General features: G+C 70.8%; 10 protein-coding genes. 8 read left to right on the top strand and 2 right to left on the bottom strand.

Going from position 1 to position 18,488, the window contains the following annotated elements; translation table 11 throughout:
- Positions 1–624 precede the first annotated feature (624 nt).
- Entirely contained in the window at positions 625–2,070 is a 1,446-nt protein-coding gene (locus tag ACZ7M2_RS46745; RefSeq protein ID WP_352047858.1) for an aldehyde dehydrogenase family protein, read from the top strand.
- A 121-nt stretch (positions 2,071–2,191) separates the two neighbouring features.
- Here ACZ7M2_RS46745 and ACZ7M2_RS46750 read toward each other — a convergent pair whose 3' ends face one another.
- On the bottom strand, positions 2,192–5,047 hold the full coding sequence (locus ACZ7M2_RS46750; RefSeq protein WP_471600460.1) for a glycoside hydrolase family 3 C-terminal domain-containing protein: 2,856 nt from the start codon (positions 5,045–5,047) through the stop codon (positions 2,192–2,194).
- Positions 5,048–5,422: 375 nt separating this feature from the next.
- Between ACZ7M2_RS46750 and ACZ7M2_RS46755 the strand changes: the two genes are divergently transcribed.
- The 7 genes from ACZ7M2_RS46755 to ACZ7M2_RS46785 all read left to right on the top strand — a co-directional run bounded on the left by ACZ7M2_RS46755 (position 5,423) and on the right by ACZ7M2_RS46785 (position 16,370).
- The gene (locus ACZ7M2_RS46755) at positions 5,423–7,120 is read left to right on the top strand and encodes an extracellular solute-binding protein (RefSeq protein WP_471600461.1); all 1,698 of its coding nucleotides are present in this window, start codon (positions 5,423–5,425) and stop codon (positions 7,118–7,120) included.
- 27 nt (positions 7,121–7,147) lie between these two features.
- Complete coding sequence (locus tag ACZ7M2_RS46760; protein ID WP_471600462.1) at positions 7,148–8,182, top strand: ABC transporter permease; 1,035 nt, start codon at positions 7,148–7,150, stop codon at positions 8,180–8,182.
- A complete protein-coding gene (locus tag ACZ7M2_RS46765) occupies positions 8,179–9,114 on the top strand; it encodes a carbohydrate ABC transporter permease (protein WP_471600463.1) in 936 nt (311 codons plus the stop codon). Before ACZ7M2_RS46760 ends, ACZ7M2_RS46765 begins: the two co-directional genes overlap by 4 nt.
- Positions 9,115–9,187: 73 nt before the next feature.
- Positions 9,188–11,407, top strand: a complete 2,220-nt coding sequence (locus ACZ7M2_RS46770; RefSeq protein WP_471600464.1) for a 1,4-beta-glucanase — start codon at positions 9,188–9,190, stop codon at positions 11,405–11,407.
- Complete coding sequence (locus ACZ7M2_RS46775; protein ID WP_471600465.1) at positions 11,407–13,422, top strand: beta-galactosidase; 2,016 nt, start codon at positions 11,407–11,409, stop codon at positions 13,420–13,422. The genes ACZ7M2_RS46770 and ACZ7M2_RS46775 overlap by 1 nt, the downstream gene beginning before the upstream one ends.
- Positions 13,419–15,620, top strand: a complete 2,202-nt coding sequence (locus ACZ7M2_RS46780) for a glycosyl hydrolase family 95 catalytic domain-containing protein (protein ID WP_471600466.1) — start codon at positions 13,419–13,421, stop codon at positions 15,618–15,620. The genes ACZ7M2_RS46775 and ACZ7M2_RS46780 overlap by 4 nt, the downstream gene beginning before the upstream one ends.
- A 36-nt stretch (positions 15,621–15,656) precedes the next feature.
- Complete coding sequence (locus ACZ7M2_RS46785) at positions 15,657–16,370, top strand: glycoside hydrolase family 12 protein (RefSeq protein WP_471600467.1); 714 nt, start codon at positions 15,657–15,659, stop codon at positions 16,368–16,370.
- Positions 16,371–16,422: 52 nt separating this feature from the next.
- Here ACZ7M2_RS46785 and ACZ7M2_RS46790 read toward each other — a convergent pair whose 3' ends face one another.
- Entirely contained in the window at positions 16,423–18,474 is a 2,052-nt protein-coding gene (locus ACZ7M2_RS46790; RefSeq protein WP_471600468.1) for a glycoside hydrolase family 31 protein, read from the bottom strand.
- Positions 18,475–18,488 lie beyond the last annotated feature (14 nt).

Genomic DNA, 18,488 nt, shown 5'->3' on the forward strand with positions numbered 1-18,488 from the left:
CACGGGCCGCCGCCGACCTGCGGGCTCCGCCCCCGGCCCCCGGTGGGTTCTTCGTCCCCGGCCTGGCGGGGGCTGGTCGCGCAGTTCCCCGTGCCCCTTGGGCCGGGGCTGCGCCCCGAGTGCTTCGGCGTCTGGGGTTCGTTCGGCTGCGGGTTGGTGGGGGCTGGTTGCGCAGTTCTCCGCGTGCCTGGGGTGGGGCTGTGCTCCGAGTGCTTCGGCGGCTGGGATTGGTTCGGCTGCGGGTTGGTGGGGGCTGGTTGCGCAGTTCTCCGCGTGCCTGGGGCGGGGGTGCGCTCCGGATTTCCCGATCGGGCTCGTCTGTTCGGCTGCGGGTGGGTCGGGGTTGCTCGCGTAGTTCCCCCGCCCCGCATCCCCGCCTGCCCCGGGTTCAGGGGCGCGGGGAAGTGCGCGGGCTTCTGGGGGGCCGGGGGCGTAGCCCCCGGGGATGGGACGGGTAGGGGCGGCGGGGGCGAGGGAAACGTGGCGGGCACCTCGATCGTGCCAAAGCGGAGTGCCACGCCCCGCCACTGCTACGCCCCGGACAAACGACCTCCCGCCGCCCCGGCCCTACCGTGGACCACGAACGCCAAGGACTCCTCAACCTCGGAAGGGCCGGGACTCGACATGACTTCCACCCACGCCTTCTGGCTCGCCGGCCGCCAGGCCACCGGTGAGACCACCTTCGATGTCACCTCGCCGTGGGACGGCCGGGTCGTCGGACAGGTCAGCGTCCCGACCGAGGCACAGGTCGAGGAGGCCGTCGCCGCCGCGTACGCCGTGCGCGACGAGTTCGCCGCCACCCCCGCCCACGTCCGCGCCGCCGCCCTCGACCACGTCAGCAAGCGCCTCGTCGAGCGCACCGAGGAGATCGCGCAGCTCATCTCCGCCGAGAACGGCAAGCCGATCAAGTGGGCCCGGGGCGAGGTCGGCCGCGCGGTGTCCGTCTTCCGGTTCGCCGCCGAGGAGGCCCGCCGCTTCAACGGCGGCGAGGCCCAGCGCCTCGACACCGACCTCGGTGGCCAGGGCCGCCTGGCCCTCACCCGCCGCTTCCCGAAGGGTGTCGTCCTCGGCATCGCGCCCTTCAACTTCCCCCTCAACCTGTGCGCCCACAAGATCGCCCCGGCCATCGCCGCCGGCGCGCCGATCATCCTGAAGCCGGCGCCCGCGACCCCGCTCTCCGGCCTGATCATCGGTGACCTGCTCGCCGAGACCGAGCTGCCGGCCGGCTCCTGGTCGATCCTTCCGGTCTCCAACGACCGGATGCCGGCCCTCGTCCAGGACGAGCGGCTCCCGGTCATCTCCTTCACGGGGTCCGAGAAGGTCGGCTACGCGATCATGGACTCGGTGCCGCGCAAGCACTGCACCCTGGAGCTCGGCGGCAACGGCGCGGCCGTCGTCCTCGCCGACTGGGCGAGCGACGAGGACCTGGACTGGGCCGCGACCCGCATCGCCACCTTCTCGAACTACCAGGGCGGCCAGTCCTGCATCTCCGTGCAGCGCGTGATCGCCGACGCGTCGGTCTACGACCGGCTGCTGCCGCGCATCGTCGCCGCCGTCGAGGCCCAGGTCAACGGCGACCCGTCCGACGACAAGACGGACGTCGGCCCGCTGGTCAGCGAGGACGCCGCCCAGCGCGTGGAGTCCTGGGTCGACGAGGCCGTCCGGTCCGGCGCCACCCTCCTCACCGGCGGCAAGCGCGACGGCGCCTCCTACGCGCCGACCGTGCTCGCCGACGTACCGGCCGAGGCGACGATCTCCTGCGAGGAGGTCTTCGGACCGGTCCTCACCGTTCGCAGGGTGGACGGGGAGGCGGAGGCCTTCGCCGCCGTCAACGACTCCAAGTACGGCCTCCAGGCGGGCGTGTTCACGCACGACCTCCAGGTCGCCTTCCGCGCCCACCGCGCGCTGGAGGTCGGTGGCGTGGTCGTCGGCGACGTGCCGTCCTACCGTGCCGACCAGATGCCGTACGGCGGTGTGAAGCAGTCCGGTGTCGGCCGCGAGGGCGTCAAGTTTGCGATGGACGACTACACCTACGAGCGGGTCCTCGTCCTGACGGGCCTCGCGCTCTAGGGGGCGGCGCGCTCCGCGCCACCTCTTAACTAACGACAATCATTTTCAGATAGTCTCCCGAAGGGGCCCGGCACCGATGCCTTCCGGTGCCGGGCCCCTGGTGGTCGGCCTGTCCGGACCCTCAACCGGAGAAGCCCACCCGCGCGAGCCGCAGTGGGCCGCGCAGCCTGAGATGCAGGTCGTGCACACCGTGGGCCGCGAACTCGGCGCCGACGGTGGTGTAGTCGTAGGGGCCCCGCGTCCCGCCGAAGGTGACCGTCGCGAGTGAGGGACCCCCGTCCAGCGACACCTCGACGACTCCCTCGCCCGACGCCTCGACCTCGACCCGTGTGACACCGGTCGCGAAGTCGCAGCCGCGGTAGACGAGTTCGCCCGTCGCGCCGGCTCTCGGCGTCACCGCGTCACCCGACACCTTCGTACGGTCGACGATCTCGGTGTCCCGCTGTTCGTCGAAGTCGACCGCGTTCAGGCCCCGTTCGCGCACCGGGCGGAGGGTGGCGGGCTCGCCGGTGAGAGTGATCGTGGTGCGCAGCCGGATGTCCTCGCTCGACGCGCCCGCGAGGAGTTCGTACGCGCCCGGCTCCAGACGGGGCCTGCCGACCGCCACGTCCCAGAACTCCAGCGCGGAGAGGGGGAGTACGAAGGTCAGGCGCTCCGAAGCGCCGGGAGAGAGGTGGCAGCGCCGGTGGGCCAGCAGTTCGCGACGGGGTCGCGGCACCGACGGGTCCACGGCGCGCGCGTACAGCTGGGCCACCTCGTCCGCCGGCGCCTCGCCCGTGTTGGTGACCGTGAAGGAGACCTTCAGTGCGGCCTGCGCCTCGGTGACCTCCAGATCCTGGTACGCGAACGTCGTGTACGCGAGGCCGTGGCCGAACGGGAACAGCGGGCTGCCCTCGAAGTACAGATACGTCTGGCGGCCGCCGATCACGTCGTAGTCGAGCAGGTCGGGCAGGTCCGCGTCGGAGGCGTACCAGGTCTGCGGGAGGCGGCCGGCGGGGGACACGTCGCCGGCCAGGACGCGGGCCAGGGCGGTGCCCGCCGCCTGGCCGCCGTGCGCGGTCCACAGGACGGCGGGGAGGTCGGTGGGGTCCACCGCGTAGGGGTACGCCGAGACCAGCGCGAGGACGGTGTCCGGGTTCGCGGCGCGGGCGGCGCGCAGCAGGCGCTCCTGGTGGGCGGGGAGTCGGAGGGTGGTGCGGTCCTCCGTCTCGCGGCCGTTGATGTGCGGGTCGTTGCCCGCCACGACCACGACGACGTCGGCCGCCTGCGCCATGCGGGCCACGGCGTCCTCGCCGCGCTCGGTGAACTCCAGCTCGAAAATCTCCGGGGCGTCGTCGGCAACCCTGACGCCGTCGGCGGCGACACGGAGATGCCCACCCGTCCCGACGTGCCTCAGGAGGTGGCCGCTCCCATGGGATCCGGAGCGGGAACCCGCCGGTTCGAGCCGGAACGTCTCCTGGACGACCCAGCCGCCCGGCTGGTCGGCGGACGCGCGGAGGTAACCGTCCTCGGCGACCGACAGATAGCGGCCGTCGGGGGCCCGCAGGGTCAGCAGCCCCTCGCCCCAGTCGATCAGCGCGAGATCGGTGCCGGCGGCGTCGGTGGTCAGCGGCGGCAGGTCCGTGCGGCCCGCGAGCAGGGCCGGGTCCAGCGCACCCTCGGCGCCGCGCACCGCGTCGTCCGCGTCCCCGGCGAGGGGCACCGACAGATACGTACCGGAGGAGGTCCTCAGGCGTACGCGGTCCACGCCCTCGGCGAAGTCGACGTGCTCGGCGCCGAAGTGCTCGTACAGGCCCTCCAGCGGTGTGGAGCGGTGGATGAGAGTGCCGCTGTACCAGTCGAGCTTGCACTCGTCGGCGAGGAGGCCCACGACGGCGACGCGCACGCCCGGGCCGAGCGGCAGCAGGCCGTCGTTCTTGAGGAGGACGATCGCCTGCTCGGCCGCCTCCCGGGCGAGCGCGCGGTGGGCCGGGGTGTCGAAGTCCGAGGTGTCGCCATGGGGGTCCGAGTGCGGGTCGAACTCGCCGAGCCGGAAGCGGATCGCGAGCTGGCGGCGGACCGCCGCGTCGATGTCCGCCTCGCTCAACAGGCCCTTCTCCAAGGCCCCTCGGACCCGGTCCACGATCTTCGAACCGTCCGTGCCGTGGTCCGTGAAGCTGTCGACCCCGGCGAGGATCGCGGCGGCGGTGGCCTCCTCGTGGGTGTCGAAGTAGTGCTCGGAGTCGACCAGGTTGGAGGGGGCGCCCGCGTCGGAGCAGACCAGGAGGTCCTGGTCCGTCCAGGTGCGCAGGTGCTCCCCGAGGTACGGGGAGACGTGGTTGGGGCGGCCGTTGACCAGGTTGTACGCCGGCATCACACCCGCCACCGCGCCCGCCTCGACGGTCGCGCGGAACGCCCGCAGGTCGTACTCGTGCAGCACGCGCGGGCGGACCGAGGAGGAGGTGGTGTCCCGGTTCGTCTCGTTGTTGTGGGCGAGCCAGTGCTTGAGGACGGGGGCCGTGCGCCAGTAGTCGGGGTGGTCGCCGCGCAGGCCCCGGGTGTACGCCGTGGCGATCGCGGAGGTGAGCTTCGGGTCCTCCGAGTAGCCCTCCTCGTTGCGGCCCCACAGCGGGTGGCGCAGCAGATTGACCGTGGGGGACCAGACGTTGAGGCCCACCCGGTCGTCGCGGGCGCGCATCGCGCGGACCTCGGCCGAGACCGCCTCGCCGACGCGGCGTACGAGTGCGTCGTTCCAGGTCGCGCCGAGGCCGACGGCCTGGGGGAAGACCGTCGCCGGGCCCATCCACGCCACACCGTGCAGTGCCTCCTGGCCGGTGCGGAACGCGGCCACCCCGAGCCGCTCCACGGCGGGCGCGAACTGGTGCAGGAACGCGATGCGCTCGTCGAGCGTGAGCCGCGCCAGCAGATCGTCGATGCGCTTCGCGAACGGCAGCTGCGGATCGCGAAAAGGCGGCGTAGGCGGCGTTTGTGCGGTCACGTGGTGATCCCTTTGCGGTGGAGCGACGGGGCACTTTCGAAGCGCTTCGATGCTCGATCGCCCGAGGGGCGGGTGTCAAGACGCCTCGACGCAACAACTCCGTTTCCTCATTGGCATTTCAGGCGCCCGAGGAGGCCGGTCCAGTCCTCCACACCTCCGAGGAATCTTGGAATCGGCTCTTGTGCACCCCCAGGTGTTCACTTAACCTCGCAGCAACATCGAAGCGCTTCGACTAGTGGAGCGGCTCCCTCGGGGCACGCAGACTTCCACGCAGTCCTCCGAGAACCGCTTCAGCTCAGCCAGTTCCACTCAAGACACCGCAGCCGACGGCTCCACCGCCGGGTGTCCTGCTGTGCGCCACGAAGGGTTGACGCAATGACGCCGAACACCGCCACCTCCGCCCCCTCCGCTCCCAGTCGGAGAAGCTTCCTCGCCTCCACGGCGGTCGCCGCCGCGGCGGTCGCGGGAGGGATGCCGCTGCTCGCCGCCTGCGGCGGCTCGGACAGCGGCTCGGGCGGGGGCACGTCGGCGGACAAGAGCGCCAAGAAGCTGCTGCCTGCCTACGTCGCGACCAACGTGGTGACCCCTGACATCGCCGCCAAGAACGGCTCCGCGGTCGGCTTCACCAGCAAGCTCGACATCGCTTCCCTGAAGACCTCGGTGCCGAAGAAGCTCGGCAAGGGCGGCAAGGTCAGCATCATGTCGCCGTTCTGGGGTTCCCCGCCGAAGTCGGACAACGCCTACTACAAGGCGATGAACGACCTGATCGGTGTCGACGTCCAGTGGCAGAACCAGGACGGCAACACCTACGACCAGAAGCTCGGCGCGGTCCTGGCCTCCAGCGACATCCCGGACGTCGTGGTCATCCCCGGCTGGAACATGGGCGGCAAGATACCCAGCGCCATCATCGGCAAGTTCGCGGACCTCGGCCCGTACCTCTCCGGGGACGCGATCAAGGAGTATCCGAACCTCGCGGCGATCCCGACGGACGCCTGGCAGCGCTCGCTCTTCGGCGGCAAGCTGCGTGGCCTGCCGCAGCCGTCCCCGTACGTCACCGGCATCGTGCCCCTGTACCGCAAGGACATCTTCGACAAGGAGGGGTACCAAGTCCCCACCTCGGCCGACGAGTTCATGGCGCTCTGCAAGGAGATCACCAACGCCAAGGCCAAGCGGTGGGCCTGCCTGGACATGAAGTGGACCGCTTTCCAGTCCTTCGGTGTGCTCTCGGGCAGTGAGAAGCCGCTCGGCTGGAACCTCGTCGACGGCAAGATGGTCTACCGCATCGAGACCCAGGAATACCTCGAAGCGCTGGAGTGGACCCGCAAGCTGTTCGCCGCCGGATACGTCCACCCGGACGCCAAGCTGGGCAAGAGCGCGGCCACCGACCCGGGCCCCAAGTTCGCGGCCGGCGAGTTCCTCATCTACGCCCAGAACATCTCGCAGTGGTGGAGCCGTACCGCCGAACAGGCCACCCAGAACCCGGACTACAAGATCTGGGGCATGGACATCTTCGGCCACGACGGCGGTGCCCCGACCCTCTGGGCCGAGCAGCCGGCCGGCATCTTCGCCTTCGTCAGCAAGAAGGCCTCCGAGTCCGTCATCCGTGACGTGCTGGCCGTCGCGAACGTCACCGCCGCGCCGTACGGCACCAAGGAGTACATGCTCACCAACTACGGCGTCGAGGGCACCCACTACACCGTCAAGAACGGCGTTCCCACCAAGACCGACCAGGGCAACAACGAGGTCGTCAACGCCTACGTCATGGTCGCGAGCCCCACCGCGACCGTCGCCCACCCCGACTTCCCCGAGGTCGCCAAGGCGCAGGTCGAGTGGCAGCAGCGGATGGGCGCCTTCACCAAGAAGTCCTCCTTCTACGGCATGCAGATCACCGAACCCAGCCGCTACACCAACCTCTCCAACGACTTCGAGCAGCTGGAGGACGACATCGTCCGCGGCCGCAAGAAGATCAGCGACATGCAGCAGGCCGTCTCCGACTGGAAGAGCAAGGGCGGCGACAACCTGCGCGACTGGTACAAGAAGCTGCTCGACGAGAACGGCCCGGCGGCGAGCTGACCGGGCACCGAGGCAAGGAGAACGGCCGTGTCCCACAGCACGGTGCCTCGGAGCGGGACCGAGGCCGACACGACAGAGAAAACCCCGGTGGCGTCCGGCGGCGCCACCGGCTCCCGGGAGAAACGTCCCTCCGGGAAGGTGAGCCTGCGGCTCAGGTTCAGACGCGACCGCGTCCTGCTCCTGATGACGCTGCCGGCGGTCCTGCTGGTCCTGCTCTTCAACTATGTGCCGATCCTCGGCAACATCGTCGCCTTCCAGGACTACGACCCGTACATCAGCGACAACGGCATCGTCTCCATGCTGCACAGCCCCTGGGTGGGCATCGAGAACTTCCAACGGGTCTTCGCGGACTCGGCGTTCTGGGATGCCGTGCAGAACACCCTCGTGCTGTTCTTCCTCCAGCTCGTCCTGTACTTCCCGATCCCGATCGTGCTCGCGCTGCTCATCAACAGCGTGGTCAGGCCCAGGGTCCGGGCGCTCTCACAGGCGATCCTCTACCTGCCGCACTTCTTCTCCTGGGTGCTGGTCATTGCCGTCTTCCAGCAGCTCTTCGGCGGCGCCGGAATCCTCTCGCAGCTGCTGCGGCAGCACGGGTACGACGGTCTCGACATCATGACCGACCCCAACACCTTCAAATTCCTGATCACCGCGCAGAGCGTGTGGAAGGACGCCGGCTGGGGGATCATCGTCTTCCTCGCCGCGCTGTCCTCGGTCAGCCCGGACCTCTACGAGGCCGCCGCGATGGACGGCGCGGGTCGCTGGCGCCGTATGTGGCACATCACGCTGCCCGCGCTGCGCCCGGTGATCGCCCTGCTGCTGGTGCTCCGCGTGGGTGACGCCCTCACCGTCGGCTTCGAACAGATCCTGCTCCAACGCGACGCCGTCGGACCAGGAGCGGCGGAGGTCCTGGACACCTTCGTCTGGTGGAACGGCGTCCGCAACCAGGACTTCGGCTACGCGGCGGCCGCCGGTCTGATCAAGGGCGTGGTCAGCCTCGGCCTGGTCCTCGCCGCGAACAAGGTGGCCCATCTCATGGGCGAGCAGGGGGTGTACAAGAAGTGACCGCCGTCATCGACAAATCCGTGCGCGGCCCAGGCCGTTGGGCGGCGCCGCCCCGGCCGACGTGGGAGGAGGAGCCCAGCAAGGCCGGCCTCGCGGGCAAGGGACTCGTGCTGACCCTCGCCTGCCTGGGGATCTTCTTCCCGCTGTGGATCGTCATCGTCACCAGCCTCTCCTCGCGGAAGACCATCGACGAGGCCGGCGGCCTGGTGATGGTGCCCAAGGGCATCACCTTCGTCGCCTACAAGGAACTCCTCAGCGGCGGCCAGGTCACCCGCGCCTCGGTCATCAGCATCCTGATCACCCTCGTCGGCACGCTGTTCTCCATGGCGGTGTCCGTCCTGTGCGCCTACGGCCTCTCGCGCATCGGCTCGCTCGGCCACCGCTGGATCCTGCTGGCGCTGCTGGCGACCATGTTCTTCAGCGCCGGTCTCATCCCGACCTATCTGCTGGTGCAGTCGCTGGGCCTGACCGACAGCTATCTCGCGCTGATCCTCCCGAGCGCGATCAGTGTCTTCAACATCCTGGTGCTGCGCGGCTTCTTCATGGGCATCTCGCAGGAACTCATCGACAGCGCCCGCATCGACGGTGCCGGTGACGTCCGCATTCTGTGGCAGATCGTCATGCCGCTCTCCCGCGCGGTCCTCGCGGTGATCACCCTGTTCTACGCCGTCGGGTACTGGAGCGCCTGGTTCAACGCCTCGCTCTACCTCAACGACCAGGACATGATGCCGCTGCAGAACGTCATGATCCAGCTCGTGCAGAAGCAGGAGGCCCCGGTGGGCCTCGGCCAGGCCATCAAGACCGGCCAACTGTCCGGCCTGGCGGTGCAGATGGCCGTCATGGTGATGGCGTTGCTGCCGGTGGCCGTGTTGTCGCCGTTCGTGCAGCGGCATTTCAAGAAGGGCATGTTGACGGGCGCGGTGAAGGGCTGACCGGCGCCCCTCGAAGTTCCCCGCGCCCCTCAGGTAACTCCCCCGACCGTCTCTCCGTAGAGCGAGGTATGTCATGCACGCGTCCCGACTGAGCCGCCGGGCCGTTCTCGCCGGGACTGCGGCCACCGCCGCGCTCACCACCGTGGCGCCTCTCCAGGGCCGCGCGCACGCCGCCGAGGTCACCGCCGCCCCCTCCTACCACTGGCGCAACGCCGTCATCGGCGGTACCGGATTCATCACCGGTGTGCTGTTCCACCCGGCCGTACGAGGGCTCGCCTACGCCCGGACCGACATCGGCGGCGCCTACCGCTGGGACGAGCGAGCCGCCCGCTGGACCCCGCTCACCGACCACCTCGGCTGGGACGACTGGAACCTGCTCGGTGTCGAGTCGCTCGCCGTCGACCCCGCGCACCCGGACCGGCTCTACCTCGCCCTCGGCACCTACGCCCAGGCGTGGGCCGGCAACGGCGCGGTCCTGCGCTCCGACGACCGCGGCGCCACCTGGACCCGCACCGACCTGAACGTGAAGCTCGGCGCCAACGAGGACGGACGAGGGGCCGGTGAGCGGCTCCTCGTCGACCCGCGCGACGGTGCCACCCTGTGGCTGGGGACCAGGCACGACGGGCTGCTCAAGTCCACCGACCGGGGGGCCACCTGGGCAGGCGTGAGCGCCTTCCCGGCGCAGGCGAACTCCGCCGGGCAGGGCATCACGTTCCTCGTCGCGGCCGGGCGTGCCGTCTACGCAGGCTGGGGCGACGGCGACGGCACCACGGGCACGGCGAACCTGTACCGCACCTTGGACGGCACGACCTGGGAGGCCGTCCCCGGGCAGCCGTCCAACACCGCCGCCAAGGTCCCGCTCCGCGCCGCCTACGACAGGCTCACCCGCGAGCTGTACGTGACCTACGGCGACGCGCCCGGCCCGGGCGGTCAGTCCGACGGCAGCGTGCACAAGCTGCGCACCGTCACGGGGGCTTGGACCGAGGTCACCCCGGTGAAGCCGGGCGGCACGACCGGCGAGGGTTCGGCGGACACCTTCGCCTACGGGGGCGTGGCGACCGACGCCCGCCGCGCCGGCACCGTCGTCGTCTCCACCAACAACCGGTGGGCCGACGGCGACACCGTGTTCCGGTCCACCGACGGTGGCCGTACCTGGGCGTCCCTGAGGGACGTGGCGGTCTTCGACGTGTCTGAGACTCCTTTCCTCGACTGGGGTGAGGACCAGCCGAAGTTCGGCTGGTGGATCCAGGCGCTCGCCCTCGACCCGTACGACTCGAAGCACCTCGTCTACGGGACCGGCGCGACCCTCTACGGCACCCGCGACCTCAGACGCTGGGCGCCACGGATCCGTGGTCTGGAGGAGACGGCCGTGCGCCGGCTGATCTCGCCCCCGGCCGGGGAGGCACATCTGATCAGCGGACTCGGGGACATCGGCGTGATGTACCACGAGCGGCTCACGGCGTCTCCGTCGCGCGGCATGGCGACGAACCCCGTGTTCGGGTCGGCGACGGGACTCGCGCAGGCCGCGGCCAAGCCGTCGTACGTCGTCCGGACGGGCTGGGGCGACCACGGCAACGGCGCGTACTCCCACGACGGCGGGCGGACCTGGGCGCCCTTCACGACCCAGCCCGACATCGCCAAGAACGCACCGGGGCCGATCGCCACCAGCGTCGACGGCGGCACGCTGCTGTGGTCCTTCGTGCACTGGGACGGCACGAAGTACGCGGCTCACCGCTCGGCGGACAACGGCGCGACCTGGTCCGAGGTCTCCTCCTTCCCGAAGGGCGCCACGCCGGTCGCCGACCCGGCCGACCCGACGCTCTTCTACGCGTACGACACCGCCACAGGAACGCTGTACGCCAGCACCGACAGTGGCCATTCCTTCACTGCGCGTGCCGATGGACTGCCCTCCGGGGACGACCAGTTCCAGCTGGCCGCCGCACCCGGGCGCAGCGGTGACCTGTGGCTGAGCGTGAAGTGGAACGGTCTCTACCGGTCCACCGACGGTGGAGTCACCTTCGCCAAGGTCGCCAGCTGCTGGGCCTCGTACACCCTCGGCTTCGGCAAGGCGGCCGACGGCGCCGACTACCCGGCCGTCTATCAGGTCGGCTCCACGGAGACGATCACCGCCGTCTACCGCTCCGACGACGCGGCCGGGACCTGGGTGCGGATCAACGACGACGCCCACCAGTGGGGCTGGACCGGCGAGGTCATCACCGGAGACCCGCGCGTGTACGGCCGCGTGTACCTCGGTACGAACGGGCGTGGCATCCAGTACGGGGAGCCGGTCTGATGCCGACACACAAGAATCCGACGCCGACCCGCCAGGGACCGGGTCTCGGCGACGCCACCCGCGGCCGCATCCTCTTCGGCGGCGACTACAACCCCGAGCAGTGGCCGGAGGAGCTCTGGCAGGAGGACATACGGCTCATGAAGGAGGCCGGCGTCAACTCCGTCACCGTCGGCGTCTTCTCCTGGGCCAAGCTCGAACCGACGCCCGGCGCCCGGGAGTTCGGCTGGCTCGACCGGCTCATGGACCTGCTGCACGAGAACGGCGTCGGGGTCGTCCTCGCCACCCCCACCTCCTCGCCCCCGCCCTGGATGGGCAGACTCCATCCGGAGACCCTGCCCCGCGACGCGGACGGCCGTGTCGAGTGGTGGGGCGGCCGCCAGCACTTCGCCCACTCCAGCGCCGTCTACCGGCGCCACGCCGCCGCCATCACCGAGGCCCTCGCCGCACGCTACGGCGGACATCCCGCCCTCAGGATGTGGCACATCAACAACGAGTACTGCACCTACGACTGGGGCGACGAGGCGGCCGCCGCCTTCCGGCGCTGGCTCCAGGGCAAGTACGGCATGCTCGACGCCCTCAACACCGCCTGGGGCACCGCCTTCTGGAGCCAGGGCTACGACGACTGGGAAGGGGTTCTCCCGCCGCGCCACGCCCACTACATGAACAACCCCACCCAGGTCCTCGACTTCAAGCGCTTCACCTCCGACGCCCTCCTGGAGTGCTATCTCGCCGAACGCGACATCGTCGCCCGGCACACCCCGCACATCCCCGTGACCACCAACTTCATGCCGTTCTGGCAGGGCCAGGACGCCTGGACCTGGGCCGAGCGGGAAGACGTGGTCTCCGTCGACATCTATCCGGACCCGCGCGACCCGCTCGGCGCCCAGTACGGCGCGCTCATCCACGACATGACCCGCTCACAGGCCCGCGGCGGGCCCTGGATGGTCATGGAGCAGGCGGCGGGGCCCGTGAACTGGCGTGGCGTGAACCACCCGAAGCCCCACGGGCTCAACCGGCTCTGGTCCCTCCAGGCCGTCGCGCGCGGCGCGGACGCCGTCTGCTACTTCCAGTGGCGGCAGTCCCGGCAGGGCGCCGAGAAGTTCCACTCCGGGATGGTCAGCCACGCGGGGGAGCGCGGCCGCACCTTCCAGGAGGTCAAGCGGATCGGGGCCGAACTCGCCCTGCTGAGTGAGAGGGTGGCTGGCACGCGGGTCGTCGGCGCCGACGTCGCCGTACTGCTGGACTGGAACGCCTGGTGGGCGAGTGAGCAGGACGGGCGGCCGTCCTCCGAGTTCGACCACGAGAGCGTCGTACGCGCCTGGCACCGCGCCCTGTGGGAGGCGGACATCACCGCCTCCTTCGCCCACCCCGAGCACGAGCTGTCGGCGTACAAGCTGGTCGTCGTCCCGCAGCTGTACCTGCTGACGGACAGGGCGATCGACAACCTCGTCGGGTACGTACGCGGCGGCGGCACCCTCGTCTCCGGCTTCCTGACCGGCGTGGCCGACCAGGACGACCGGGTGCGGCCCGGCGGCATGGACGAGCGGCTGCGCGCACTCTTCGGCATCCGCACCCTGCACGAGTGGTGGCCGCTGGACGCCGACGAGAAGGTCGAGGCCGAGGGCTTCCGCGGCACGTTGTGGTCCGAGGAGATCGAGGCCGCGGACGACACCTACGCGGTCGTCCGGTACAAGGGCGGTGAGCTGGACGGTCTTCCGGCCGTACTGCGCAAGGGCCGCGCCTGGTACCTGTCCACCCTCCCCGAGCCCGAGGCGCTGTGGCCGCTGCTCGCCGGGATCGCCGAGGACGCGGGCGTGCGGCCGCCACTCGACCACCTCCCGGCGGACGTGGAGGCGGTACGCCGGGGCGAACTGCTGTTCCTGCTCCACCACGGGCGGGACACGGTGACCGTGCCGGTGCCGGGACGCCACCGCGACCTGCTGACCGGCGAGGACGTCCTCGATGCCGTGGAGCTGGGGCGGTACGGGGTCGTCGTACTGGAGGCAGCGCCATGAGCGAGCCCGTCCACGGCACCTGGGAGCCCGCCCCCGCCGCCTGCTGGGAGGACGCCTTCCTGAGCGGGAACGGCCGACACGGCGTCATGGTGTTCGGTGATCCGAACGACGACCGGGTCATCGTCAACCATCACTCCCTGGTCCGCCCGAACGGCAGTGAGCACGCCCGGCCGCCCGAGCTGGCCGAACGGCTGAAGAGCGTCCAGGACCGGTTGCTGGCCGGTGACGTCGACGCCGGGGAGGACTTCACCGACGGGAGAGCGCTGCTGTGGGTGCAGCCCTTCCACCCGGCCTTCCAGGTACGGCTGCGCCGGGCGCCACGGGAGCCGCGCGCGTACCGGCGCGAGGTCGACTTCACCACCGGTGTCGTCCGCGCCGAGTGCGGGGGCCGGCGCGGCGAGGTCTTCGTGTCACGCGCGGACGACGTCATCGTCCAGTACGTGACGGAGGCCGACCTCACCGTCGACGTGACGCTCGATCACCGACTGCCGGGCGTACCCGCCGACTTGGCGGTGGGCCACGGTTGCGTGCGCACGCCCGAAGGTGCTCTCCTCACCCTGCGAGCCCGCTATCCGGGCAGCGAGCGTGCGTACACCGGCGTGACGCTCGCCGTGGTCACCGGGGGCCGGACGCTCACCGCGCCGCCCGGGATCCGGGTCGAGGGCGCGCGTTCGGTGTTGCTGCTCACGCGGGTACGGCGGCACGAGGGGGAGTGGGACACGCTCGCCGAGGCCCGTGAGCTGCGCGCCCTGCTGCCCGACGGCGACGAGGACGCGTACGGCCGTCTCCTCGCCCGGCACACCGCCCTGCACCGCCCCGCCTACCTGCGGGCGGGCCTGGAGCTGGGCGCCGAACCGGCCGAACGGGCGCTCCCGGGATCGGAGTTGGTCCGCCGTCCGAAGAGCACTGCCCTGCTCGAACGGCTCTTCGCGGCCGGTCGTTACCACCTGCTGTCCGCCGCCGGACTGCTGCCGCCACGGCTGACCGGGCTGTGGACCGGCGACTGGGACACCGCCTGGTCGGGGGCCTTCACCACCGACGCCAACGTCAATCTCCAGACGGCGTCGGCCGCCGCGGCAGCACTCCCGGAGGTGTCGGAGGCTCATGCCGCCCTGATCCACGGCCAGTTGCCGGACTGGCGCGACAACGCCCGGGCGATCTTCGGCGCCCGGGGTGTCGTCGCCCCCGCGCACACCGACGGCGAGTCCGGGTACATCTACCACCTCAGCCGCGAGTACCCGCTGCACGTGTGGACCGCGGGCGCCGACTGGCTGCTGAAACCCCTCGTGGACCACGAGGAGACACGCGGCGCGCGCGACCCGCGCTTGGCCGCCGCGCTCGCCGAAGTGGCGCGGTTCTACGAGGACTTCCTCACCCGGACCGACGAGAACGGCCATGTCGTGATCGTGCCGTCGTACTCGCCGGAGAACCGGCCCGCCACCGCGCGCTGGATCACCCTCAACGCCGCCATGGATCTCTCCGCGGCGCGCCACGCCCTGCGCACGGCCGCCGACCACCACCCAGGAGCCGACGCCGAGCGCTGGCGCGCGCTCGCCGAGCGGCTGCCGCCGCACCGCGTCAACGCCGACGGGGCACTCGCCGAGTGGGCCTGGCCCGGCCTCGACGACACCTACGACCACCGGCACCTCAGCCACCTCTACGGCGTCTGGCCGCTCGACGAGATCAACCCGTACGACACCCCCGAGCTCGCCGCGGCGGCCCACCGCGCCCTCGTACTGCGCGGCGCGGAGAACGACTCCGCGCACGGCCACCTCCACCACGCCCTGGTGGCGGCCCGGCTGCGGGACGCGGCGCGGGTGGCGGGGGCCCTCGGCAACGTCCTGGCCGGGGACTTCTTCCACGTCTCCCTGATGAGCGGCCACTACCCGAACCGGCACGTCTACAACGCGGACGCCGCCCACACGCTCCCCGCCGTGCTCATCGAGATGCTCGTCCACTCCACGCCCGGCCGGCTGGTCCTCTTCCCCGCGCTCCCCACGGCGTACCCGAGCGGCCGGATCCACGGCATCCGCACCCGGTTCGGCGCCGTGGTCGACCTGACCTGGAGCCCGCAGGAGCGCACGGCCGTCATCCGCCCCGCCCGCAGCACGCGGATCGATCTCAGGACTTCCGCCGGCGCGCGACCGCTCTCCCTGAGCGCCGGAGAAGACTGCGTCCTCACCCTGGGGCCGCAGTAGCACCCGCAGTTCCCCCCCACCCATGGAAGGGACACCATGGCAACACGGACACTCGGCAGGGCAGCCAAGGCCCTGCTGGCCCCCGCGCTCGCGCTCGGTGCCACCGTCGGCCTCGCCTCCGCCCCCGCCCAGGCGGCCGTCTGGAACTCCTGCGAGCAGTACGGGAACACCAGTCTCAACGGGTACACGCTCTACAACAACATCTGGGGCTCCGGCGCGGGCAGCCAGTGCATCTGGGCCAACTCCGGCACCAACTGGGGAGTGTGGGCCAACCACCCCAACACCGGCGGCATCAAGTCGTACCCGAACGCCAAGAAGGTGATCAACAAGTCGATCACCTCGCTCGGCTCGCTCACCAGCGGCTACAACGTCACGGTCCCGTCGTCCGGCGCGTACAACACGTCCTACGACATCTGGGACACCGGCTACAAGTACGAGGTCATGCTCTGGGTGAACAAGACCGGAGCCGTCGGTCCGCTGGGCACCTCGCAGGGCACCCTCACCCTCGGCGGCCACACCTGGACCGTCTACAAGGGCAACAACGGATCCAACGACGTCTTCTCCTTCGTGCGCACCTCGAACTCCACCTCTGGCACCGTCGACGTCCTGCCGATCCTCAAGTGGATCAAGGACACCAAGGGCTGGTTCGGCAACGTGACCATCGGCGACCTCCAGTTCGGCTTCGAGATCACGTCCTCGTCCGGTGGCCTGGACTTCGCGACCAACAGCCTCTCGGTCACCAGTAGTTGACCGCTGCCTCAAGGTGGGGGAGGCCGCCCCGGCCTCCCCCACACGCGCGTGGCTACTCCGCCACCGGCAGCCGCGCCCCGTCCCGCAGGAACAGCGGGATGCGGTCCAGCGGGGCGTCGACGGTGACGGCCGTGCCGCCCTCGTACGTCTCACCGGTCCACGCGTCGGTCCACCAGGCGCCCGCCGGAAGGTACGCCGTACGCACCGTCGCGCCCGCCGTGAGCACCGGCGCGACCAGGAGGTCGGAGCCGAAGAGATAGGAGTCGTCGACCGACCAGGCCGCGTGGTCCTCGGGGAACTCGAGGAACAGCGGGCGCATCACCGGCAGCCCCTCCTCGTGGGCCTCCCGCATGACGTCCAGCACATAGGGCTTCAGCCGCTCGCGCAGCCGTAGGTACTTCTCCAGGATCGCGCCGGCCTCCTCGCCGTACGACCAGACCTCGTTCGGACCGCCGGTCATGTCGGGGCCCAGCGGCATACCGGGGTCGCGGAAGCCGTGCAGGCGCATCAGCGGGGAGAGCGCGCCGAACTGGAACCAGCGGACCATCACCTCGCGGTACGCCGGGTCGTCGGGGTCGCCGCCGTGGAAGCCGCCGATGTCGGTGTTCCACCAGGGGATGCCGGAGAGCGCGGTGTTGAGGCCCGCGGCGATCTGGCGGCGCAGGGTCGCGAAGTCGGTGCCGATGTCGCCGGACCACAGGGCGGCGCCGTAGCGCTGACTGCCCGCCCACGCCGAGCGGTTGAGGGTGACGACCTCGGTCTCGCCCGCCGCGAGCATGCCTTCGTAGAAAGTGCGGGCGTTCTCGCGGGGGTAGAGGTTGCCGACCTCCAGACCCGGACCCGCGTGGTAGCGCAGGTTCTCCTGGAAGCCCGGCTTCAGCTCCGGCTCGCAGGCGTCCAGCCAGAAGGCGGAAATGCCGTACGGGTCCAGGTAGTTGTCCTTCACGCGCGACCACAGGAAGTCACGGGCCTCGGGGTTCGTCGCGTCGTAGAACGCCACCTGGACGGTGGAGGCGACCTCCTTGTCGGGCCAGTCGGCGTGGGCCATCGGGCCGTACTGGGTGCCGATGAAGTAGCCGCGCTGCTCCATGAGCGGGTGGTTCTCGGACAGCGGGGAGACCGACGGCCACACGGACACGACCAGCTTGACGCCGAGTTCGGCGAGCTCGCGCTGCATCGCCGCCGGGTCCGGCCACTCCGCCGGGTCGAACTTCCAGTCGCCCAGGTGGGTCCAGTGGAAGAAGTCGCAGACGATGGCGGACAGGGACAGGCCCCGGCGCTTGTACTCCCGTGCCACGGCGAGGAGTTCGTCCTGCGTGCGGTAGCGCAGCTTGCACTGCCAGAAGCCTGCCGCCCACTCGGGCAGCATCGGCGTACGGCCGGTGGCGGCGCTGTAGCGGCGCTGGGCGTCGGCCGGGGTGCCCGCGGTGATCCAGTAGTCGAGCTGGCGGGCCGAGTCGGCGACCCAGCGAGTGCCGTTGCCCGCGAGCTCGACCCGGCCGATCGCGGGGGAGTTCCACAGGAAGGTGTAGCCGCGGCTGGAGGTGAGCACCGGGACGGTGACCTCGGCGTTGCGCTGGATCAGGTCCAGGACCGCGCCCTTCTGGTCGAACAGCCCGTGCTGATGCTGGCCGAGGCCGTACAGCTTCTCGCCCTCGTAGGCGGCGAAGCGCTGCTCCAGGCGGTGGTGGCCGTTGCCCGTCGGGGTGTACAGGCGCGGGCCGGGCCACCAGAAGTGGGCGCGCTCCTCGGCGAGGAGTTCCGTGCCGTCGGCCGTGCGCAGGAAGCGGACCTGGCCCTCGGCGCCGACCTCGACGGTCAGTGCGCCGACCGTCAGCCGGCCCTCGCCGTCCTGGATCTTGACGGTGCTCTCGGTCACCTGCGGCTCGTCGAGGAGCGCGCCGGGGAGGCCTTCGAGGACCGGGCCGCCCAGGCGCGCGCGGACCCGGACGGCGTCCGGGCCCCAGGGCTCGATACGGACGGTCTCCTGACGGCCGCTCCACTCCAGTGCGCCGTCCCGCTCACGGAACGTGCCGACGGTCGGGGAGGACTGCGCGAGGCTGACCGCGCCTGACTGGGTCTGGTTTTCGGCAGGCTGATTCACGGGGGCGCTCCTGA

It is taken from the genome of Streptomyces sp. NPDC111507, assembly GCF_055638955.1.